Below are 20,517 nucleotides of genomic sequence, written 5' to 3' on the forward strand. Positions count from 1 at the left end.
CCATATCGAACACCGGAGCGGGGTTGATGTTGATTGAGCAGCGGTGAGCGAATAGGGGCTACAGCAGCCCCCACACGCCACGCATGAACATGCTAAGGCCGGTGGCGAGTAACACACCCATGACCACGCGGCTAAACCCGGCGGGTGACAGCACGCGGCGCACTCTTTGCCCGATCAACAAGCCGATGATGGCAGGAAAGAGCAAAAGCAGAGACATCACGCCATCCTGTTTTGTCATCAACCCTTGTGTGCTTAAACCGAGGGTCAGGATGGTGGTGCCCATAAACAGCAACAAGCCAGCGGAAAAGATAAATTCCTCTTTTTTCATGCCACTGGCGAGCATCACTTGTAGGGCTGGAAAGCCGTAAAAAGAGGTAAGCCCCCCGGAAAACCCACTAATAGCACCGCTCAAAATATAGGCGCGCCGCCGTTGATCGGACTGGACATCCCACTTTTTGAGCATTTGAGCACTGATGGTCACCACAATGACCACGCCAAGAAAAATCGATAACCATTCACTGCGAAGCACAGACAGCAACTGCACCGACGCCATCATAAACGCCGCCATGGTGAGCAATAGCGGCCATATTTCCCGAATTATCCGCCAATAACGCACATTTTGAATCAGTTGCACGGAATTGGTGGTGAAGGCAGAGATCATCACCCAGGCCATCGCCTGAGTGATGGGAATGCCCAAAGCTAACGCCGCGCCGGGCACCGCGATAAAGGGCATGCCAAAACCGGTTACCCCCTTAACAATGCCGGAGGCAATATAGGTCAGCGCCAGCACAGGCAGCACGGCTAAAAGGTAGTCGAAGGTCATGGACTAAAGACATTGCTGAATGTGACGCAGTTATACCGATACTCTGTGGCTAAGGCTATGGTAAAAAGATAACCAACGACGAAATTTGCCTCATGTTTGACGGCGGGAGCGTACCCCACCAACGTGAATAGATTTCGCCTGCTATCATGAAAACGTAACGGCTGGACAACCGAGCACATGCCCACGAAACCCCAACAAACAAAAGCACAAGACGTACCGCAGTTTGTGCTCTACGGTGAAGCGAGCCATCATGATTCGCTGGAGTTCCTGCACCTGGAACCCATCGCCACGCGCAGCCGAGCCAATGGCTGGGTGATCAAGCCGCATCGCCACGCGCGCCTGCATCAGCTTATCTTAGTCTTTTCTGGCACCGTTACTGCTTGGGTCGATGAACAGGAACACCATTTGGACGGTGCCTGTTGCATCAGCTTGCCGCCGGGCATCGTACACGGTTTTCGTTTTGCGCCGGAAACGCAGGGCGTGGTACTCACGGTAGCGCAGGCCATGGTGACGGACTTGGCCGATGAACGCACCAAAACCTATTTGGATACGCTGTTCGCGCGCCCTGAAATCATTTCTTTTGCCAGGGGTTCTGCGGTATTGCGCCAACTAGAAGTGAATGTCGAGCAAATGATGGACGAATTCCGCAGCATCAATCCGGGTCGTCATTTGTTGTGTGAGTGGCTGTTGCAAGCCGTGTTACTGCAGCTGAGCCGTTGTGTGGCGTTGCAACATCGAACGGAAGACGCTCGGTCACCCGAAAACAACGCCATGCAGCAATTTCGCAGTTTGATTGAAGCGCATTTTGCCAGCCAGTGGAAAGTGGAAGATTATGCGCGTGAACTCAACATGCCGCCCGCGCGCTTGAACAGAATGTGCAAGACGACTGCGGGTAAGAATGCCAAAGCACTGTTGCAAGAGCGCCTGCTGTTGGAAGCCAAACGCAAACTCATATACACCCGCGCTACCATTGAACACATTGCTTTTGATTTGGGCTACGCTGATCCGGCCTACTTCTCACGCGTCTTTCAACAAGCAGAAGGCACCTCACCCAAGGTGTATCGGCAACAGCATGATGCCATGAAAGAACTCGACGACGGCACAGGACTCAGCTAGGCCGAAAAACGATTATTTGAACGAAAAGTACAAGAATTCAAACGTAATCTGCATTAAATCACGCGCCAAAAAGCGGACACTGTACCTCACTGAAAGAACAATAATGAGGTAGTGCTGTGAAAACCATTCAAACGCAAGTGGCTATTATCGGCGGCGGCCCATCCGGCCTGCTACTGGGTCAACTGTTGCATAAGCAAGGCATTGACAACGTCATTGTCGAGCGCGTCAGCGGCGATTATATATTGGGCCGTATCCGCGCCGGTATTCTGGAACAGGGCTTGGTCGATTTACTGCATGAAGCCGGGGTAGCCGACCGGATGATGAAAGAAGGCCATGTACACGATGGCGTTGAACTGAGCATTGACGACGAACGCTTCCGCATCAACTTGAAAGAACTCACCGGTGGCGCAACCGTGATGTGCTACGGCCAAACGGAAGTCACGCGTGACCTCATGGACGCACGCAAAGCGTCCGGCCAGCAGACGTGCTACGAAGCCGAAAACACCGAACTGCACGACGTGAAATCCGATCAGCCGTATGTAACCTTTATGCAGAACGGTGAGCCAGTGCACATTAATTGCCAATACATCGCCGGTTGCGATGGTTTTCACGGCGTATCGCGCAAAACCATTCCCGAAGATTCACGCAAAGAATTTGAACGCGTGTATCCTTTCGGCTGGCTGGGTCTGTTGGCCGACACGCCACCTTGCAACGACGAACTGATCTACGCCAAAACGCAGCGCGGTTTTGCGTTGGCCAGTCAGCGCTCACCCACGCGTTCGCGCTATTACATTCAAGTGCCACTGACCGACAAGGTGGAAAACTGGTCGGACGACGCCTTCTGGGCCGAGCTCAAAAAGCGGTTGCCTGCCGACATCGCCGCGAACATGGTGACTGGCCCCAGCATTGAAAAGAGCATCGCGCCCTTGCGTTCTTTCGTGTGTGAACCCATGCAGTATGGCAATTTGTTCTTGGTCGGTGACGCCGCGCACATTGTGCCGCCCACCGGTGCCAAAGGCTTGAATTTGGCCGCGTCTGACGTGGCGACGCTGTACAAAGTGCTGACACGGGTGTTCAATGGCGGCGACAAGAGCGCCGTGGAGCAATACTCCCCGATTTGTCTGCGCCGCGTCTGGAACGGCGAACGCTTCTCGTGGTGGATGACCAACATGATGCACAATTTCGACGAAGAATTGGCGAAAGACGGTTCCGACCGGGAAACCCATCAACGCTTCATGGACTCGGAAATCCATTATTACCTGACCTCCGAAGCGGGTCAGAAGGTTATTGCCGAGCAGTACGTTGGTTTGCCGTATGAGGATCTGGCGTAAGAAAATGGGATAAAATTCCCAAAAAATGAAAAATATGCTTGTCAGGGTTCATGTTTGGGAATAATATCCCAAATATGAACTCAAGCACCGTATCACCATTACATAAAGCCCTCTATCGCCTGCTGCGACCCTTGTTGCGGATTGTCTTGCGCAACGGCATGGCCTATGGCGAGTTCAACGAGTTGGTGAAACGCGCCTACGTCGATGTGGCGTTAAATGATCTTGCCCCAAACCGTAAAAAACCGACCGATTCACACGCCGCGGTGCTGACCGGTCTCACTCGTAAAGAAGTAAAGCGCCTACGGGAGTGGATTCAGAACGCCGATGAACCCGCCAGCGTACCCGCCCAAGGTCGGGCTGACCGGGTGGTGTCGGGGTGGGTCAACGATGCCGATTTCCACGATGACCAGGGCGAACCCGCAATCCTCCCATTCGACGGACCCATCAGTTTCAGCACCTTAGTAAAGCGCTACAGCGGCGACATGCCCGCCCGTGCATTAGGTAATGAGCTGTGCAAACAAGGTGTCGCACAAGAAGATACCAACGGCTGGACGCTGCTGAAAAAAGCCTATATTCCGCTCGGTGACGACAGCCAACTGTTGCGCATCTTTGGCAGCGATGTGAGCGCTATGCTCACCACCATTGACCACAACCTGACTGCTGCGCAACACCAAGAAGCCCCTCGGTTTCAACGTACCGTGGCCTACACCAAAATCCCTCGGTCAGCCTTACCGGAATGGAACGCGCTGGCGCATGAGGAAGCGCAAGCCTTGTTGTTGCGCCTGAATGCCTGGTTGGCGGCACGCGATGCCGACGTTACGGGAGAGACACCAGCCGAGCCGCTGGTGCGCCTTGGATTAAGTATTTTTGCTTTAGAGGAAGCGTCGGAGAGCGACGCTTCAAACGAACCCTAACCGTTGGTCAACACCAACGACTGTGACACTGGAGAGCATCATGTTGCATACCCTTTTGCCTTTGAAGCCGTTGCAGAACTGCCCACAGCAGCTAAAAACTTGGCGCCTGAAAATCCTGAGCGTGGGGGCAGCCCTGACGCTCGGCACCGTGGCCGGCTGTAATTTTGTTGATGCATCCGTCGCCGAAGGCGGTATACAGGGCACCGGGTTCAGCCTCGGACCCATCACCCAATTTGGTTCCATCTACGTGAACGGCACGCGCTACAACACCGACGACGCCGATTATGAAATCAACGGCAATACGGCTGCGAGCTTGGGCGACGACGACCTAAAGCAGGGCATGATCGTGCGGGTTGAAGGCCAATGGCGGCGCGACAGCACCGGCCGCGCCGACAAAGTGGTCTACGACGACACCCTGCGCGGCACCATCAGCGCAAAAACATGGGATGTCACCACGCGCACGGGCGAATTCACCTTGCTGGGACAAACCGTACAGCTCACCGGACAAACCGTATTTTCTGGCACCACCGCCGAAACGCTGGCGAACGGCACACGGGTATCTGTGAGCGCTTGGTCAAATACGGATGGTTCGTTTCGCGCCAGCTTAGTGACGGTACAAACGGATACTTCACTAGACGACCAGTTGGAAGGGGTGATCTCTAACCTGAGCGAGATACAGCAAACCTTTATAATCGGCAGCTTACAGGTGTCCTACACCAGCGGCACCCCATTAAATGGCGTGACACTGGCCGATGGTAAGCGCGTACAAGTGACCGGTTCTTTTGATCAAACCGAATCCGAGTTCATGGCCGATGATATTAACCTCGACGACCAAGCCCGCTTCTACCGCGGTAAATCGGGCGATGACGTCGAATTCACCGGCCCGATTGAGAACCTGAACACCACGACGAACACCCTGACCGTCAACGGCATTACCGTAACATGGTCAGCCGGTGACGACGATGTGTTCGATGACGACCTCACCGAAGCAGATCTACAAAACGGCCTGCTGGTGCAGATCGAGGGTGAATGGGGTACAGACGGCGTACGCGCCGAAGAAATTGAACTGCGCGACGCCAACGCTGAATTGGAGGCGGAAGTAGAAAGTCTCGACGCCAGTGCATATACCCTGAAGGTGGGCGGTGTAACAGTATTGGTGACCCCGTTTAGCATTCTTCTCGACGATGACAACGACCAGCGCCTGAGCCGTGATGCCTTTTTCACATCCACAGCGGCCGGCACCTGGCTGGAGATCGACGGCATTGATCGCGCTGACGACAACGGCAACCGCATCCTCGAAGCCATTAAGATCGAGCGGGAAGATGACGACGAAGATGACGAATACCAACTGGAAGGCAGCATCACCGCAAAGGGTACCGACAACAGCACAAATTACATCGTCGTTCTCGGTGTACGCCTTATCATTCCGGATGACAGTGTCGTGGAAGATGGCACCTTCAGCAGCCTCATGGTGGGCGACTTTGTTGAAGTCAGCTATGGCCGAAGCGGCAGCATTTACTCCGCTACTGAGATTGAAGTGGAAGACGACGATGACGACGACTGAGAACCGCATCACATTTCTCGCCGAACCGTAATCGCATCCTTGTAAAGCCCTCTCCACGAGGGCTTTTTTTTCTGCCATACTGCCGCGCGTTGATGGCTCAGGGAGGTGCCATGCTGAACGTTCGTGTTGCCCCTCCTCGCGCTCAACCTCTTCAGGAACCTAAAAAAGGATGCGAACATGTTTAAACCCTATAGGCTGGTCTTGCCCATTGGTTGGGTGCTGAGTGCTCTGTTGCTCGTCGGTTGTGCTCAAAAAAATCTTCAATCGTCCGTCAGTGTCACCGCAGAAACCGGACGCCCGCAATTCATTGTCTGGCCGAATGCGAATTCCCATTCCAACAATGAAGTATCTATAAGGCTGGTGGTGCAGGCCGGTAGCCTGCAAGAAACGGATCAGCAACGAGGTTACGCGCACTTTGTCGAGCACATGGTGTTTCGCGGTACGGAAAACTTCCCCGACAAAACTCTGCAAGCCCGCTTGCGCGACCTGGGTGTCGACATCGGGCAGCACAGCAATGCGTACACATCATTCAATGAAACCGTCTACTGGGTGCACCTGAATACCGCCGACCAAGAACGTATCGATGGCGTACTGGAAGTGCTGGCAGACATGGCCTTCAACGCCACCTTTGACCCCGCCGTTGTCGAGGTCGAGAAATCGGTCGTGGTACAAGAATGGCGTGACCGTACGCGGGAAGAAACCAGTGTCGATGAGTTATTGAATGGCCACTTTTATCAAGGCAGCCGATACGCCGAACGCTATCCCATCGGCACCAAAGACAGCATCGAAGCCGCTACCGCAGATGCGTTAAAAGCCTTCTACGAACACTGGTATCACAGCGGTAATATCAGTGTCATCGTGGCAGGAGATGTCGACCTGGCCGCCACGCAACAAACCTTACAGCGTGTGTTCCCCATGGATGCACTGCGCGCCAGCGGTGGTCAGCCCGAACGTACAGCGTTGAATCTGAGCGCCATAAACCCGCGTTTCATGATCACCGACTCACTCACCACGGCGGGTTCGGTGTGGATCAGCTATCTGCATCCGCAAGATGTACCCAGTACCAACGCCGATGAAACACGCGAGTTGGCCTACTGGGTCGCGATGGATGTGTTGTACGATCGCTTAAGCAACCGCGTGTTGGACTTAGGCGGTCGTGTAACCGGCTTCGATGCCTTTGCTCACTACCCAGCACCCGGGTATTTTGCCATTGAACTGGGCGCCTATTTCCAAGGTGAGCACATGCAGGAGGCCGTTACTGTACTGGAAGAAGAACGCCAACGTTTGCTGACCGAAGGCGTAACCGAGGCCGAGCTAGCGCGCTGGAAAACCAACTTCCTGCGCACCGAACGTCGTCAGCAAGACTCCGCCGATCACCTCGCTAATGAAGCCATGTACCATGTACTGGAAAACTGGCCCATGCAGAACCAGCCGGAAAAACTGGCTTTGTGGGAAGAGATTCTGCCTTTAGTCACTACCGCCGAAATTCAGCAGGCCCTGAGCCCCACACTGACGCAAGCGCCCATTGTGGCCTTGGTGCATCCGAATAACATCGCAGCGCCCGAAGCTGCAGATATCGATGCTTGGTTGGCGGCGGCGCGCTACGTGCCCAGCGCGCAACCGACCGCGGATGCCGGAAATGAGTGGTCAATTAAGCCGACCTATCAAGGCGCCACAGAACTTGAAGAAGACCTAGGCCATGGACTTACCCGCTGGCAACTGGACAACGGTATTGAGGTCTTTCATAAGTTCTCAGACGTGAACCCGAACAAGGTGAACTTCACCATGGTCGGATTGGGCGGCTTTAACCGATTGGCTGAAGAGGATATACCGGCAGGTCGATTGTTGGTCGATATGTTGGCCAACAGCGGTTTGCGTGACCTGGACGGCCCGCAGCTCAATCAGTGGCTGCAAGACCAGAACCTCGCGCTGGATATCCGCCAAGACTTTTTCGACAAAGCGTTGTATGGCTCTTCCGAAACCGACAATCTCGATATGGCGCTGCGTGTGGTGCACAGCGCCCTCACTGAGGCTCGCATTGACCCCAGAGTGTGGGAGTATTTTCATCAGCAGTATCGTGAACAGTTGCAGCAGTTGGCCACACACCCGCATAAACCTTGGATCGACATGGCTAATCGTGAGATGCATGGTAACGATGCGGCTTTGCGCCCATTGACCCAACAGGAGTTGGATCAGATCACCCAAGCGCAGGTTATGGATGTCTATCAGCGCACCGTAGCGGGAGCACAAAACTACCGCTTATCCATCGTCGGTGACATCTCGCGTGAAGACGCTCGGCGTGCCGTCTTGGAAAGCATCGCCACACTCGCTCCACAGGCAGAAGAAATCCCGGTTGGACGACCCGTACCGCGCGTTCAAACCTCGTCCGATGAACGTGTCACGGGCAGTGGCGAGCAAAGTGCGCAAATCGTAATGCGTTACAACCTGCCTAAAGCCAACTTGGCGTCTACCTACGGCTTCGACAGCTACTATCTTAGCCGCTGGCTCAATGAACGTCTGTTCGACCGCTTGCGCAATGAGCTTGGGCAGGTCTACAGCATTCACGTACAGGTTGACGGAAACACCGAGCGCCATGCCGATGTAACCTTGGTGATCAGCCTTGCCGTAGACCCGTACGAAGTCGACCATGCGATAGAAGAGGTCAGAGCAACCTTAGCCGCCACCCATGGCACGCTTGACCCAGAAGAACTGAGCCGTTGGCATAGTGAAGGCCGCGATGGCCTGAAAAACGAACAATTGTCTCCTAATGTTCTGGCCAGCGACATTGCTTATGCCGAGCTTTTTGATTACGACGTGGTGCGTCTGGTCACCGCCGACCCGCGTGAACCAACCGCCGACAATGTAGAAGGTCTATTGGCGATGTTCTTGTACTCTGACACCATCCCGCAAACGTGGGTGTGGTTGCCCTAGGCTGGGCATGAAATGAGCATCGTAACGTCGAGCGCAGGCGGCGTTATGATGCCGGGGCATGCGTTCGGAGAGACTCGTGGGGCTGCACGCGTTCTCTTCTAACGCATTAATAACGTTTTTAGCATAGTGATGGCTGGAGCACCCTGCTGCAGGTCGTTGGGATGCAGAATCAGCAGCCCATCGACGGTGCTCAGCATCAAGGTTGCATAAGCCACTGTTTGAGCGTCGTCTGCAGACAATCGTCCCGCTGCCCAGCGTATCCAATTGTGACTGATTTTGTTGGCGATGGCGGTCAGTAGCGGGTCACCACGGTTGGCTTTCGCAGAAATATCCAACCATAAACGCAAGTAATCTGCGAAGGCCTCATCTAAAGCCGATTGCCATAACACATCCAAAAACTCGTTGGGACTAAAAACTCGGTCACCAAAATTCTCGTCCAGTTGCGTGCTCAGTTGTTGTGCGATGTCGAGTAACACCGTTTCAAGTAACGCATCCCTAGAGCCAAAGTAATACAACAACATACGGTCGCTGGTGCCCAATGCATCCGCAAGTTGCCGGAGTCCCATATCGCTGAACCCTTTGGCGAGGAAGAGAACGCCCAGTTGCTTGGTCAATTCCTTTTGCTTTAACGCTTTTTTATTCATACCGCACCTTTTTGTTGTAGCGAGTGCTACAAAAACATATTATGTAGCGGTTGCTACATAAGTGTGAGGAAACAAAATGGAAAACTTCAAGACGTTAACACACAAACAAACCTTAGGCGTATTGTGCCTAATGTCTATTAGCTTTTGGTTCTTGTTTGCGCTCGTCTTTCGACTGTATTGGCAGACAAGCTTACCCATCGAAGAACAAAGGGTTCTTTTCTGGATGTGGTTGATTGTTGCGTCGCTGGTGTTTGTGGTAAGCCTCTATAGCATTTTTTGGCTTTTCAATATTTCACCCAGAAACAGACCTTCAGCGGGTATTGCCCTAACCGCGCCAGCCATGTGTTTAGACGTTTTTACGACCCAGTTCATTGAAGTCTGGCTACCGTCTGCAGGCGCTTTTGATGATCGCCATTATGCTGCTCTCATCATCGGAGGCGTCGCTATCATACTGCTCGTATGCCTCGCCTCGTCGGGCGAAAGGCATAAGAGTGAGAGCGCCTAGGGAGATGAGTCAAGGTAGGTTCATCAGTGTGGCTGCCTAAGCAGCCACAGTAAACGCAGTTAGTATCTCTTCCGGAATCGGCTGTGCCTTAATACCGCCGGGCTTTTCCTCATCGGCGCACACCCATACCCGTGTTTCGAAGCCTTCCACCGCGAGGGCTTCGCCTTTCAGAATGCGGTGGTGCACGTCAAAGCTGCTGCGCCGGAATTCGGTGACGCGGCTTTCAATGACGATTTCTTCGCCGTAGCGTGATGGGATGTAGAACTTCGAGCGCGTATCCACCATGGGAATGCCAACGCTGTTGAAGCGTTGCACCATGTCGTATTTCGGGAAGCCTGCGGCGGCAAACAGGCGGCCGGTGGCGTCATCAAAATAGGCAAAATAGCGCGGGTAAAATACGATACCAGCGGGGTCGCAGTCGCCCCATTCTACGGTGCGGGTGTGGCGATTAATAAGCATAGTGTCGTCCTCGTAAATGGGTTCGTCAGTCCGCGCTAAGCACTCGTGATGAAGGTTTGGCAGAGTAGATGTCGGCCACGACAGCGGCCCGGTTTTCCAACACGGCGCGCTGGTTGATGGAGCCTTTATCGGTAATTTCATGAGCATCCAAGCGTGGCGGTTCGTCCAGCAGTACCGCACGCTTTACGCGATTCGAGCTGCCGGTGCTGGTAGCAATCAGGTGGTGCAGAATGTCTTTAAACCGGGCTTCCACGGCGGGGTGGCTGTGTATGTCAGCGGGGCTGGCGTCCGGCCCTAAACCTGCGACTGCACGGCATTGTTCCAAGTCGGTAAACACCAGCATGGACACAAACGGTTTGTCCAGTCCGGCGATGACGGCATCTTTGAGCAGCGGTGCGCCCGCTTCGATCACTTTGGCACGCAATGGCCCTACGCTAACCCAGGTGCCAGTGTCGAGTTTGAAGTCTTCCGAAATTCGCCCATCGAAACGCATGCCGCGTTGCGGGTTGGCGGGGTCGATAAATTTACCGGCGTCGCCTAAGCAGTAAAAGCCTTCTTCATCGAAGCTTTTGGCGGTGACATCGGGCTGTCGCCAATAACCGGGCATGACGTTGGGACCGCGCACACGCAATTCGGTTTTGCCGCCGTTCGGTACGAGCTTGATTTCGACACCGAAGGCAGGGGTGCCGATCACGCCGGATTGTGATTCCTCAAGGGAGGCAAACATCGCTGAGGGTGCGGTTTCCGTCGCGCCCAGTCCGGTTAACATGCCGATTTTGTGGCCGACGGTTTTGATCGCCAGGGCGTCCAGTCGGTCCCAAACGTGTTGCGACAGGCTGGCTCCGGCAAAAAACATCAAATTCAGGTCGCGGAAGAAGCGCTCGCGCAGGGCATCATCACGCTCGAAATATTCAACCAATAGTTCAAAACCTTTGGGTACGTTGAAGTAGACCGTGGGTGAAATTTCTTGCAGGTTCTTGAGCGTGATGTCGATCTGGCCCGGCACCGGTTTGCCATCGTCGATGTACAGCGAACCACCGTTATACAGCACAATGCCAACGTTATGGTTGCCACCAAAGGTATGGTTCCACGGTAGCCAGTCGATCAATACAGGTGGTTGGGTGCGATGGAAGGTCATCAAGCTGACCAGCATTTCCTGATTCGAGCACAGCATGCGGTTGGTGTTGATCACGCCTTTCGGCATACCGGTGGAGCCCGAAGTGAACAGGAATTTGGCGATGGTGTCGGCCGTGACGGCCTGATGCGCACGGTCCACCGCATCGGTAACGGGGGTCTCTAACAGTTCGGCAAAGGTTGTGGCCTCGCCGTCGTAGCCTGTGGTATCGACGGCCACGCAAGTTGCATTCTCTGGCTTGATGACGTTCAAGGCGGCGGCAAAACTGGCCGCTGAATCAACCATCAAAAGGCCGGGGGTCAGCAGTTCGCAGATGTATTTGGCCTTACTGAAGTCTTTGCTCACCAAGCAATACGCGGGTGAGATGGGCGCATAGGGTACACCCACATACATGGCCGCGAAGGCCAGCAACAGGTGTTCGATGCTGTTGCCGGACAAAATCACTAGGGGCCGCTCGGGCGATAGTTGGCGGTCGAGCAGGGCTTGCCCCAGCGCGCGAACTTTTTGTCGGGCTTCGGCGTAGGTCACTTTTTGCCATTCACCGGCGGCATCACGGCGCGCTACCAGTACTTGGTCGGGGGTGCGTTCGGCCCATTCGTCCAGCCGCTGCATAAAAGTTTCCGGGTAGGCGTTGAGCGGTTCTTGGTTGCGCAACAACTGGCTACCATCAGGGCGGTCAATCAGTTCTACCGTGCCGATGCCAATATGAATGTCTTTGAAGCTCATGGTCATGCTAAGCCTGTATTGTGATTATTGTTGAAAGTCGTAGTCCACAAGTCCCACATCCGCTTGCTGTATGCGGGCCAGATGTAGGTGTAATTCGGGTAGCCAATGGGCGTGGTAGAAGTCGCGCAGGGCAGTAACATTCTGCCGATAGCCAGCGTCAACCGATGCTGCCTGAGCTTTGTCGGCGGCTTGGCAGAGTTGCCATGCTCCGGCAAGAATGCCGGTCGCTTCCAGCAGCGGCACGGCTGCGGCATGCAGATATGTAAGTGCTTGGTGATCCAGTAAACGGCCACTGGTGTCGCGCAGCGCTTGGACGTAGGGCGCTAAACTGGACTGTTCGGCCACGCGGTCGAGCCAGTGGTGGAACGTTGCGCCGTTGTCCTTACGGATTTTTCGAAACAACAAGTCCTGCGCTTGAATGCCCGTGGTGCCTTCGTAAATGGTGGAGATTTTTAAGTCGCGGTAGAACTGCGCCACGCCGGTTTCTTCAATAAACCCCATGCCACCAAAAATCTGAATCGCGTCACCGGTCAGCCGGTTGGCGTACTCGGTTGACCATGCCTTGAATACCGGGGTCAGTAATTCCAACTCGGCACGCGCTTCCTGTTGTGCGGGATGCTCTACTTGCCGCGCTTGATCTACCCGGAAGCCGAGATAATAGCCAAGCAAGCGTGAAGCCAAAATCTGGCTGCGCATGCGCAGTAACAAGCGGCGAATGTCGGGGTGTTCGATCAGTGCGGTGGGCGACTCGCCGGTACGAGGATGTTTACCTTGGCGGCGTTCGTTGGCCCAGCCCAGTGCCGCTTGATAAGCGCGTTCGGCAATGGCCGTGCCTTGCAAACCGACGCTCAGCCGGGCTTCGTTCATCATCACAAACATGATGCTGAGGCCTTTGTTCGCCGGGCCGACCAATTCGCCCCAAGCCTGGTCGAATTGCAGCGTACAGGTTGGGCTGCCATGCAGGCCCATCTTATGTTCAATGCCGGTGCAGGTGACACCGTTGGGCTGATCAATGCCATCGCCTGGCCGTATATTTGGCACGGCGAATAACGAGATGCCTTGGCTACCGGCAGGCGCATCAGGCAGGCGTGCCAGCACCAGATGCAGGGTGCGCTCAGTCATGTCGTGCTGACCAAAGGTGATGTACAGCTTGTTGCCGGTCAGGCGGTAACCGCCGTCAGCGTCTGGGATAGCCCGGGTGGTCAACAACCCAAGGTCGGAACCGGCGGCAGGCTCGGTTAGCGCCATGGTCGCGGTCCATTCGCCACTGACCAACAACGGCCCGTAGCGGTCAATAAGTGTTTGCTCGCCGCTGGCCAGTAACGCTTCTACCGCGCCTTCGGTGAGTGGTTGAATCATACTGAAGGCCAAATTGGCGCTCTGCCAGCATTCGGCGACCGGCATAGCCAGTACCTTAGGCAGTGCCTGACCGCCTAACGCTTCGGGCAGGCAGAGGCCAGTCCAGCCAGCACTCCGGAACTGATCATAAGCGGCGGGCCAGCCGTTGGGCGTGCGCACGGTGCCGTCTTGCCATTGGCAACCCTGTTGGTCGCCGACGGGGTTCAAGGGGGCAAGCACCTGTTCGGCAAAGCGCCCTGCTTCATCCACGATGGCCGACATCAAATCGGTATCAAGGGCGGCGCAGGCATCCACCGTCGCCAGTGCTTCCGCACCGATGTGGTGTTGCAGAATAAAGGCGATGTCGTCGCGCGGTGCACGGTAATCCAACATGGTCTATGTCCCTGCTCAGCGTGGTGCCATGCGTAAGGCGCCGTCCAAACGGATGACCTCACCATTCAGCATGGGGTTTTCGATGATGTGGCAAGCCAGCCGCGCAAACTCATCGGGTTCACCCAAGCGTGCCGGGAAGGGTACGGATTCGCCTAAGGAGCGCTGCACCTCTTCAGGTAACACGTCCATCATCGGCGTTTTGAACAGCCCCGGTGCGATGGTCATCACGCGAATACCGAAATCGGCCAGTTCGCGGGCGATGGGTAGGGTCATGCTGACAATACCGCCTTTGGATGCGGCATAAGCAGCTTGGCCAATTTGCCCGTCATAAGCCGCGACTGAGGCGGTGTTGATGATAACGCCCTGCTCACGGTCGGCGTTCACCGGATTATGTTGCATGGCGTCGGCGGCCAACCGAATCATGTTAAAGGTGCCAATCAGGTTGACGTTGATCATGCGCTGAAAGCGTTCCAGATCATGCACGCCGTTGCGCCCTAATAGCCGCGCTGCACCGGGAATACCTGCGCAGTTCACCAAACCATTGAGCCGCCCGCCCCAACTGACCGCTGCGGCAATGGCTTGTTGTGCCTGTTCGGTGTTGGTGATGTCGGTCGATACAAAGCGCGCGCGTTCGCCCAGCTCAGCAGCAATGGCTTGGCCGCGTTCGGCGTTAACATCAGCCATCAGCACGCGTGCACCCTGTTGCAGCAAGCGGCGGGTGACGCCTTCACCTAAACCGGAACTGGCGCCAGTGACAAGAAAGGTCGAGTCTTGAATGTTCATCTTGTGTCCTCTTAGCCCGCGTTTTCGAGCAGTACGGCAATGCCTTGGCCGCCCCCCGCACAGGCGGTGGAAATACCGAATTGCTGTTGCTCACGTTGCAGTTGGCGGCCCAGCGTGTGGGTTAACCGAATGCCGGATACAGCTAAGGGATGGCCCATAGCGGTCGAGCCGCCTTGGCGGTTCAGGCGCTCGCGGTCCAAGCCCAGTTCGCGTTCTACAGCGATGCATTGCGCGGCAAAGGCTTCGTTGAGTTCGACGCGCGCAATGTCGTTCAGTGCCATACCCTGGTGTTGCAAGAGCGCACGAATGGCGGGTGCCGGGCCAATGCCCATGATTTCCGGCGGTACACCGACCACGGAACCGGCAACGATACGCGCTAGGGGCTTCAAGCCATGCGCCCGTACATAGTCGCCGCGGGCAACCAGCACCGCGCCGCCACCGTCGACGACACCGGACGAATTGCCGCCGGTTTGTACGCCACCAAAGGCCGGGCGCAGACGACTCAAGACGTCCATCGGACTGGGGCGGATATGGCCGTCGCGGGTGAACTCGGTCGCGCGGTCGGCCAGTTTCAGGCCACGGTTTGCGTAACCGTCCAGCGTCCATTCAACGTTGTGTACCGGCACCACTTCGTCGTCGTAATAGCCTTCATCCCATGCACGAATGGCATTGGCGAAACTGCGTGCAGCGAATTCATCCGCCTCATGGCGGCTGACGGCATACTGCTGGGCGAGGTTCTCGGCCGTTTGGCCCATGTTGATGCCGGGGGCGGGGTCCAGTAGGGCTTCCCATAAAAAGTCTTTGAACTCGACCTGACCCATGCGAAAACCGGCGCGGTGGGTGTATGAGGCTACCGGATTACGTGACATGGATTCACCGGCGGCACACAGCACAACCTTAGCGCGGCCCAGGGTAATTTGGTCGGCGGCGGTCAGGATGGCCTCAAAGCCCGTGCCGCACAGGCGATGCACCAACAGCGCAGGGCGTGACTGCGGCACACCGGAATACAAACCGATGTGGCGCGGCAGCATATAGGCATCGAAGCTGGCTTGGGCTACGCTGCCAGCGACGACCGCATCGACATCGGCCGCCGGGACACCGGTGGCGTCGCATAATGCACGGGCGGCATAAATGCCCAAGTCGGTCGGTGACACATCGCGCAATACGCCGCTCAAATCGGCAAACGGGGTGCGGCGGCCATCAACCAACCATATATCATCGTACTGGCCCACTTGGGCATGTTGTTCAGCGTCGGCAAAACGGTTCATGAAGATTTCTTCCTGTTCAAGAATTCACCAATTCGAGCTTGCACTTCGGGGCTGGTTTGCGTCATCCCCGCTACCAAAGACTCGGTATAAAGACCATCGTCGCCGCTCATGTATTCCAAGCGGCCTAGGGCGGTGACCATGGCCCAATTGGACAACGGTGTGTTTTGCGCGATGGTCTTAGCCAGTTCGAGTGCCTTGGTTTCGGCTTCACCCGCGGGTACTACATAATGCGCCAGCGCCAAACGTTCACCTTCTTCGGCACTGAGGGTACGGCCGGTCAGCATCATGTCGGCCATGCGCGCCGACCCGATGATGCGCGCAATGCGTACAGAACCACCGCCACCGACGAAAATGCCGTGGCGACCTTCTGGCAGTCGGAAGAAGGTATCGGGTTCGGCCACCCGCACATGCGTGCTGGCCGCCAGTTCCAGACCACCGCCAATGACTGCACCTTTGAGTGCTGCGACAACGGGTAAGCCACAGTTCTGAATTTTGCCGAATACGCGGTGCCACATGCGAGAATGCTGGACCACGCCGTACGGGTCGCGTGCTTGATGCTCAGCCAAATCAAGGCCGGCACAGAAGTTGTCGCCGTTGCCGCTCAACACCACAACCCGGGCGCTTTCGGGCATCTGGTCGAACAACTTTTCCAGGTCCAACAACAGTTGATCGTTGATGGCATTGTGTTTAGCGGGGCGATTGAGCCGGATGTGCGCAATGCCATCCTGCTCGTGATAAGTTACCAAAGATATATCCGTCATAGGGGTGCCTGGTCATCAGTCATCGTTATTGTGCTTAGCATACGGAAAATTGTTGTAAGATCAAACAATTTAATTTATAAACATAATGGTTGATAAAAACGCGTTGCCATAAACAGTTAACAAAAATAATTGTTGTAAGATAAAACAATGTGTGCATGATGATACGCACCTCGCGCATGAAAAAGCGCGCACATTTAGAAACGATGCCGCACAATAAACATAACAATGAGGACTGCATGATGAGTACACCCACGTTTAAACACTTCTGGCGTACCAGTGTCATTGCTGGGGTAACCGCTCTGGCCGTACTGAGCACCAGCGTGAGCGCACAACAATTGCGTTTAACACCCGGAACGCCGCCAGCGCACCCGGGGCACACCCCGTTATTCACCGTATTCCAAGAAGAAATTTCGGCCGCCACTGACGGTCGTTTACGCAGTGTCATTTTGGGTACGGAAGTGGCGAACTTAGGCAACATGCGTAACGCCATTCGTTCGGGCTTGTCGGATGCCGGTATGTTCCTGCCGGCTTATTTCCCATCAGACTTACCCAACATCAACTTGGTGGGCGACCTGTCGTTCATGGGCACCAACTCACAAGCCATGGGCGCGGCGATGACCGAGTACATTGTGAACTGTGCTGACTGTCAGGCAGAGCTGAAGCGTTTGGGTGTGGTCTATACCACCTCGCATGCCTCGGATGCGTATCAAATTCTAACCACTAAGCCGATCCGCAATGCGGAAGATTTGCGTGGTCTGCGCTTGCGCGTAGGTGGCCCACACTATGCGCGTTGGGCGGAAGCCATGGGTGCGGTGGGTGCTAACGTTTCGGTAGGTGAAACCTTCGAAGCGATTTCGCAAGGGGTGTTGGATGGCACCATTGCTTCGTCGGCCGATATGATCTCCTTCCGCTTGGATGATGTGGTCAAATACGTGAGCACGTTGCGTTTGGGTACTTACCACTCCACCATTTCGCACGCCATTGGTAACAACACTTGGGCGCGTTTATCGGCGGATGATCGTCGCGCCATTGCCGAAGCATCTTCCTTAGCCAGTGCGATGTCAACGCAGCGCTGGGCCTTTGAAATGGCGTCTGCTGCAGAAGCCAATGCACGGACCAAGGGCATCGAGTTCATTGACCCAAGTCCTGAATTGCTGGCTGCCTCTGAAGCGTTCAAAGCACAGGATCTGGCGAGCATTGTTGGCCGTGCTGAAGGCCGTGATGGCTTGACCAATGTGGCGGCCAAAATGGCTGAGTTCGAGCGTTTGGTTGAAAAATGGACAGCCTTTGCTGAGTCGGTCGACAACGACCCCGAGCAAATTGCTGAACAGGTAAATCGTGAAGTTTGGGCTAACGTCGACTTCACTCGCTACGGATTGTAAGCGCTTTGGGCGGGCCTGAACATCAGGCTCGCCCTTTTTTCCTTACGGGTGCAGATGAGGTAGGTATGAACGCGCTGTTCCGTTTCTCTGATCGAATCACCGTGGTTTTGGCGTTATTAGGTACCCTGGGTATCGTCGCCATGATGTTGCATGTCACGCTCGACGTGGTGCTGCGTTCAGCCTTCAATGTGTCAGCGCCCGCAACACTGGAACTGGTGACCCGCTATTACATGGTGCTCTTGGCTCTGTTGCCTTTAGGCTGGGTAGAACGGCAACGGCAGATGATTTCGGTCGAGCTGTTTACCGACTTAATGCCACAAGCCCTACAGCGTTGGAACGAGCGGTTGGTCACGGTCTTGTCGATTCTCATTTATGCGGTTTTTGCGCTAGCGACCTGGGAAAAGGCGGTGGAACAATATCAAATTGGTGCCTACGTCATGTCGCTGGATACACGCATTCCAGTTTGGCCTTCGTATTTTGTGTTGCCGGTGTCATTCACGTTGGCAGCCTATGTGTGTTTGATGCGTGAAGTGCAGGCGTGGGCAGTGCGCCCTGACACCGCCACGAATTGAGGTTTTATCATGGCAGTTGAAGTGGGCTTTTATGGCCTGATGGTTCTGTTGTTGTTGCTGGCCTTGCGCGTCCCGGTCGCTTTGGCATTGATGGCTGTGTCGCTGGGCGGCATGACCTATATGCTCGACTGGAGCATTGCGTTCAGCATGTTGGCCTCTACCCCCTACGAGTTTGTGGCGAAGTGGACTCTGAGCGCTGTACCTATGTTTCTGCTCATGGGTTTTGTGAGCTTTCATACCGGGTTAACGGCGGGTCTGTTTAATGCCGCGAAAGTGGTGTTCCGCTGGTTGCCGGGCGGGTTAGCGATTTCCAGTATTTTTGCCAGTTCGGGTTTTGCGGCGGTGAGCGGTTCCAGCGTAGCCTGCGCCGCCGCCATGGGGCGCATCGCCATTCCCGAAATGGTGCGCAGTGGTTATAAACCCAGCTTTGCCTGTGGCACCATCGCCGCAGGGGGCACGATCGGTGCGCTGATTCCGCCCAGTATTCTGATGATCGTTTACGGTGTGTTCGCGCAAGTCTCCATCACTCAGGTATTTTTGGGTGGCATTTCTATTGGATTGCTGACAGCCGTCAGTTATGCGGTGATCATCCTGTTAATGAGTTGGTTCCGGCCTGACATTGTGCCGCGACACTCGGCGCATGACGATGGTTACACGGCGCGGCAAGCGATCGTTGAAATTTGGCCCATTTTGGTCTTAGGGGTGCTGGTGTTTGGCGGCATGTTCAGCGGCTTCTTCACCGCCACCGAAGCGGGCGCGGTGGGGGCGGCGGGTGCCGTGGTCATTTCCTTGCTGACCGGTCGTTTGAACTGGACCATCATGAAGACCTCATTGCTTGAAACGCTGGCGACCACCAGTGGCTTGTTGATCATCGGCGTTGGCGCGTCAATGTTTACGGTGTTTCTCAGTTTGAGCGGCATGGCCGGATTTATTTCCCAAGCGGTGTCCGGTTGGGATCCGTCCTACCTGCAACTTATGTTAGTCGTCGTGCTGATCTACTTGTTTCTTGGTCTGTTCATGGAGCCTTTTGGTGCCATGTTGGTTACCCTGCCGATCTTCTTGCCGGTGTTTGAGGTGTACGATGTGAGCCTGATCTGGTTTGGCGTATTGCTCGTTAAACTGTTGGAGATCGGCATGATTACGCCGCCGGTGGGCATGAACATCTTCGTGATTCGCGGGGTTGCCAGTCAATACGCTTCTTTGGTCGATATCTTCAAAGGCGTGGCCATTTTCTTGGTGGCCGATTTGTTGGTCGTGGCCTTGGTGATTTTTTACCCGGATATCGTCATGGTCTTTACCGGCGGTTAGACATCACGGGCGGGGGTGTTATCATCCCCCGCAAGCGCAAGGTTTATGCGGCACAACAAGCATCGTCAGGAATTCGGATGACTCAGAACCAAAACGACATCGATTACTCAATGCTCAATACGCTGGTCGGTTATCGCTTGCGGCGAGCACAGATTGCCTACTTCGAGAACTTCACCGCAACCTGCACCGAGCAGGGTGTAACGCCGGGGCTGTTTGGTATTCTGGCCATCGTGTTAAACAACCCAGGGCTAACGCAAACCGCTGTGGCGCAAGCCATTCACACCGACCGCTCGGCCATGGTAGCCGCCGTCGATAAGCTGGAAAAACTCAAGTTAATGGAACGCCGCCCGTCTGAGAACGACCGGCGCTCGTACGCCCTGTACCTCACCCCGGAAGGGGAGCGTTTTACCCACGCCCTGCATCAAAAAGTGTTAGCGCATGAGTCGCATTTTGAGCAAGTTATGAAACCCGGTGAGAAAGAGCAGATGTTGGATATGCTGATGCGGATTATCGATTTAGTTAACTGAGCCGCCATCGTGTAGGAGTGCGACCCTCTGGCCGAAA

At 55.3% G+C, this 20,517-nt stretch carries 18 protein-coding genes; 10 read left to right on the forward strand and 8 right to left on the reverse strand.

Annotated elements, in window-relative coordinates; all coding sequences use genetic code 11:
* Nucleotides 1-58 precede the first annotated feature (58 nt).
* Nucleotides 59-823, reverse strand: coding sequence for a sulfite exporter TauE/SafE family protein (locus tag ACFOSD_RS06510; RefSeq protein ID WP_380692476.1), 765 nt, complete (start codon nucleotides 821-823; stop codon nucleotides 59-61).
* 177 nt (nucleotides 824-1,000) lie between these two features.
* On the opposite strand from ACFOSD_RS06510, the gene ACFOSD_RS06515 reads away from it, so the two are divergent.
* The 5 genes from ACFOSD_RS06515 to ACFOSD_RS06535 all read left to right on the forward strand — a co-directional run bounded on the left by ACFOSD_RS06515 (nucleotide 1,001) and on the right by ACFOSD_RS06535 (nucleotide 8,679).
* Nucleotides 1,001-1,939, forward strand: coding sequence for a helix-turn-helix domain-containing protein (locus ACFOSD_RS06515; protein WP_380692475.1), 939 nt, complete (start codon nucleotides 1,001-1,003; stop codon nucleotides 1,937-1,939).
* 125 nt (nucleotides 1,940-2,064) lie between these two features.
* Nucleotides 2,065-3,270 (forward strand): 4-hydroxybenzoate 3-monooxygenase, encoded by a 1,206-nt coding sequence (pobA, locus tag ACFOSD_RS06520; protein ID WP_380694934.1) that lies wholly within the window; start codon nucleotides 2,065-2,067, stop codon nucleotides 3,268-3,270.
* Between the two features lie 74 nt (nucleotides 3,271-3,344).
* On the forward strand, nucleotides 3,345-4,184 hold the full coding sequence (locus tag ACFOSD_RS06525) for a DUF6502 family protein (RefSeq protein ID WP_380692474.1): 840 nt from the start codon (nucleotides 3,345-3,347) through the stop codon (nucleotides 4,182-4,184).
* 40 nt (nucleotides 4,185-4,224) lie between these two features.
* Nucleotides 4,225-5,748 (forward strand): DUF5666 domain-containing protein, encoded by a 1,524-nt coding sequence (locus ACFOSD_RS06530; RefSeq protein WP_380692472.1) that lies wholly within the window; start codon nucleotides 4,225-4,227, stop codon nucleotides 5,746-5,748.
* Nucleotides 5,749-5,925: 177 nt separating this feature from the next.
* Nucleotides 5,926-8,679 carry a M16 family metallopeptidase gene (locus ACFOSD_RS06535; protein ID WP_380692471.1) on the forward strand — a complete coding sequence of 918 codons (2,754 nt, stop codon included), beginning with the start codon at nucleotides 5,926-5,928 and terminating at the stop codon, nucleotides 8,677-8,679.
* A 98-nt stretch (nucleotides 8,680-8,777) separates the two neighbouring features.
* On the opposite strand, the gene ACFOSD_RS06540 is transcribed toward ACFOSD_RS06535, so the two are convergent.
* Nucleotides 8,778-9,323, reverse strand: coding sequence for a TetR/AcrR family transcriptional regulator (locus tag ACFOSD_RS06540; RefSeq protein ID WP_380692469.1), 546 nt, complete (start codon nucleotides 9,321-9,323; stop codon nucleotides 8,778-8,780).
* Between the two features lie 76 nt (nucleotides 9,324-9,399).
* Between ACFOSD_RS06540 and ACFOSD_RS06545 the strand changes: the two genes are divergently transcribed.
* Entirely contained in the window at nucleotides 9,400-9,828 is a 429-nt protein-coding gene (locus tag ACFOSD_RS06545; protein WP_380692468.1) for a DUF5367 family protein, read from the forward strand.
* 36 nt (nucleotides 9,829-9,864) lie between these two features.
* On the opposite strand, the gene ACFOSD_RS06550 is transcribed toward ACFOSD_RS06545, so the two are convergent.
* The 6 genes from ACFOSD_RS06550 to ACFOSD_RS06575 are packed head-to-tail and all read right to left on the reverse strand — an operon-like array spanning nucleotide 9,865 to nucleotide 16,691.
* Nucleotides 9,865-10,287 (reverse strand): acyl-CoA thioesterase, encoded by a 423-nt coding sequence (locus tag ACFOSD_RS06550; protein ID WP_380692467.1) that lies wholly within the window; start codon nucleotides 10,285-10,287, stop codon nucleotides 9,865-9,867.
* A gap of 25 nt (nucleotides 10,288-10,312) precedes the next feature.
* Nucleotides 10,313-12,148, reverse strand: a complete 1,836-nt coding sequence (locus ACFOSD_RS06555; RefSeq protein WP_380692465.1) for a feruloyl-CoA synthase — start codon at nucleotides 12,146-12,148, stop codon at nucleotides 10,313-10,315.
* Between the two features lie 24 nt (nucleotides 12,149-12,172).
* Nucleotides 12,173-13,879, reverse strand: coding sequence for an acyl-CoA dehydrogenase (locus tag ACFOSD_RS06560; protein WP_380692463.1), 1,707 nt, complete (start codon nucleotides 13,877-13,879; stop codon nucleotides 12,173-12,175).
* Nucleotides 13,880-13,894: 15 nt separating this feature from the next.
* Complete coding sequence (locus ACFOSD_RS06565) at nucleotides 13,895-14,662, reverse strand: 3-hydroxyacyl-CoA dehydrogenase (protein ID WP_380692462.1); 768 nt, start codon at nucleotides 14,660-14,662, stop codon at nucleotides 13,895-13,897.
* 11 nt (nucleotides 14,663-14,673) lie between these two features.
* Complete coding sequence (locus ACFOSD_RS06570; RefSeq protein WP_380692461.1) at nucleotides 14,674-15,930, reverse strand: thiolase family protein; 1,257 nt, start codon at nucleotides 15,928-15,930, stop codon at nucleotides 14,674-14,676.
* Complete coding sequence (locus tag ACFOSD_RS06575; RefSeq protein ID WP_380692460.1) at nucleotides 15,927-16,691, reverse strand: crotonase/enoyl-CoA hydratase family protein; 765 nt, start codon at nucleotides 16,689-16,691, stop codon at nucleotides 15,927-15,929. The genes ACFOSD_RS06570 and ACFOSD_RS06575 overlap by 4 nt, the downstream gene beginning before the upstream one ends.
* Before the next feature lie 236 nt (nucleotides 16,692-16,927).
* Here ACFOSD_RS06575 and ACFOSD_RS06580 point away from each other — a divergent pair, with 236 nt between their 5' ends.
* From ACFOSD_RS06580 to ACFOSD_RS06595, 4 genes are all read left to right on the forward strand, one after another.
* A complete protein-coding gene (locus ACFOSD_RS06580) occupies nucleotides 16,928-18,073 on the forward strand; it encodes a C4-dicarboxylate TRAP transporter substrate-binding protein (protein WP_380692459.1) in 1,146 nt (381 codons plus the stop codon).
* Nucleotides 18,074-18,138: 65 nt separating this feature from the next.
* Complete coding sequence (locus ACFOSD_RS06585; RefSeq protein WP_380692458.1) at nucleotides 18,139-18,645, forward strand: TRAP transporter small permease; 507 nt, start codon at nucleotides 18,139-18,141, stop codon at nucleotides 18,643-18,645.
* A 9-nt stretch (nucleotides 18,646-18,654) separates the two neighbouring features.
* Complete coding sequence (locus ACFOSD_RS06590) at nucleotides 18,655-19,953, forward strand: TRAP transporter large permease (protein ID WP_380692457.1); 1,299 nt, start codon at nucleotides 18,655-18,657, stop codon at nucleotides 19,951-19,953.
* Between the two features lie 77 nt (nucleotides 19,954-20,030).
* Entirely contained in the window at nucleotides 20,031-20,480 is a 450-nt protein-coding gene (locus ACFOSD_RS06595) for a MarR family winged helix-turn-helix transcriptional regulator (protein ID WP_380692456.1), read from the forward strand.
* Nucleotides 20,481-20,517 lie beyond the last annotated feature (37 nt).

Origin of the sequence: Salinispirillum marinum (assembly GCF_042650105.1) — a bacterium.
GTDB lineage: Bacteria > Pseudomonadota > Gammaproteobacteria > Pseudomonadales > Natronospirillaceae > Salinispirillum > Salinispirillum marinum.

Coding starts and splice junctions, on each gene's coding strand:
- ACFOSD_RS06510 (WP_380692476.1), bottom strand. CDS start 823: ATGACCTTCGACTACCTTTTAGCCGTGCTGCCTGTGCTGGCGCTGACC.
- ACFOSD_RS06515 (WP_380692475.1), top strand. CDS start 1,001: ATGCCCACGAAACCCCAACAAACAAAAGCACAAGACGTACCGCAGTTT.
- ACFOSD_RS06525 (WP_380692474.1), top strand. CDS start 3,345: ATGAACTCAAGCACCGTATCACCATTACATAAAGCCCTCTATCGCCTG.
- ACFOSD_RS06530 (WP_380692472.1), top strand. CDS start 4,225: ATGTTGCATACCCTTTTGCCTTTGAAGCCGTTGCAGAACTGCCCACAG.
- ACFOSD_RS06535 (WP_380692471.1), top strand. CDS start 5,926: ATGTTTAAACCCTATAGGCTGGTCTTGCCCATTGGTTGGGTGCTGAGT.
- ACFOSD_RS06540 (WP_380692469.1), bottom strand. CDS start 9,323: ATGAATAAAAAAGCGTTAAAGCAAAAGGAATTGACCAAGCAACTGGGC.
- ACFOSD_RS06545 (WP_380692468.1), top strand. CDS start 9,400: ATGGAAAACTTCAAGACGTTAACACACAAACAAACCTTAGGCGTATTG.
- ACFOSD_RS06550 (WP_380692467.1), bottom strand. CDS start 10,287: ATGCTTATTAATCGCCACACCCGCACCGTAGAATGGGGCGACTGCGAC.
- ACFOSD_RS06555 (WP_380692465.1), bottom strand. CDS start 12,148: ATGAGCTTCAAAGACATTCATATTGGCATCGGCACGGTAGAACTGATT.
- ACFOSD_RS06560 (WP_380692463.1), bottom strand. CDS start 13,879: ATGTTGGATTACCGTGCACCGCGCGACGACATCGCCTTTATTCTGCAA.
- ACFOSD_RS06565 (WP_380692462.1), bottom strand. CDS start 14,662: ATGAACATTCAAGACTCGACCTTTCTTGTCACTGGCGCCAGTTCCGGT.
- ACFOSD_RS06570 (WP_380692461.1), bottom strand. CDS start 15,930: ATGAACCGTTTTGCCGACGCTGAACAACATGCCCAAGTGGGCCAGTAC.
- ACFOSD_RS06575 (WP_380692460.1), bottom strand. CDS start 16,691: ATGACGGATATATCTTTGGTAACTTATCACGAGCAGGATGGCATTGCG.
- ACFOSD_RS06580 (WP_380692459.1), top strand. CDS start 16,928: ATGATGAGTACACCCACGTTTAAACACTTCTGGCGTACCAGTGTCATT.
- ACFOSD_RS06585 (WP_380692458.1), top strand. CDS start 18,139: ATGAACGCGCTGTTCCGTTTCTCTGATCGAATCACCGTGGTTTTGGCG.
- ACFOSD_RS06590 (WP_380692457.1), top strand. CDS start 18,655: ATGGCAGTTGAAGTGGGCTTTTATGGCCTGATGGTTCTGTTGTTGTTG.
- ACFOSD_RS06595 (WP_380692456.1), top strand. CDS start 20,031: ATGACTCAGAACCAAAACGACATCGATTACTCAATGCTCAATACGCTG.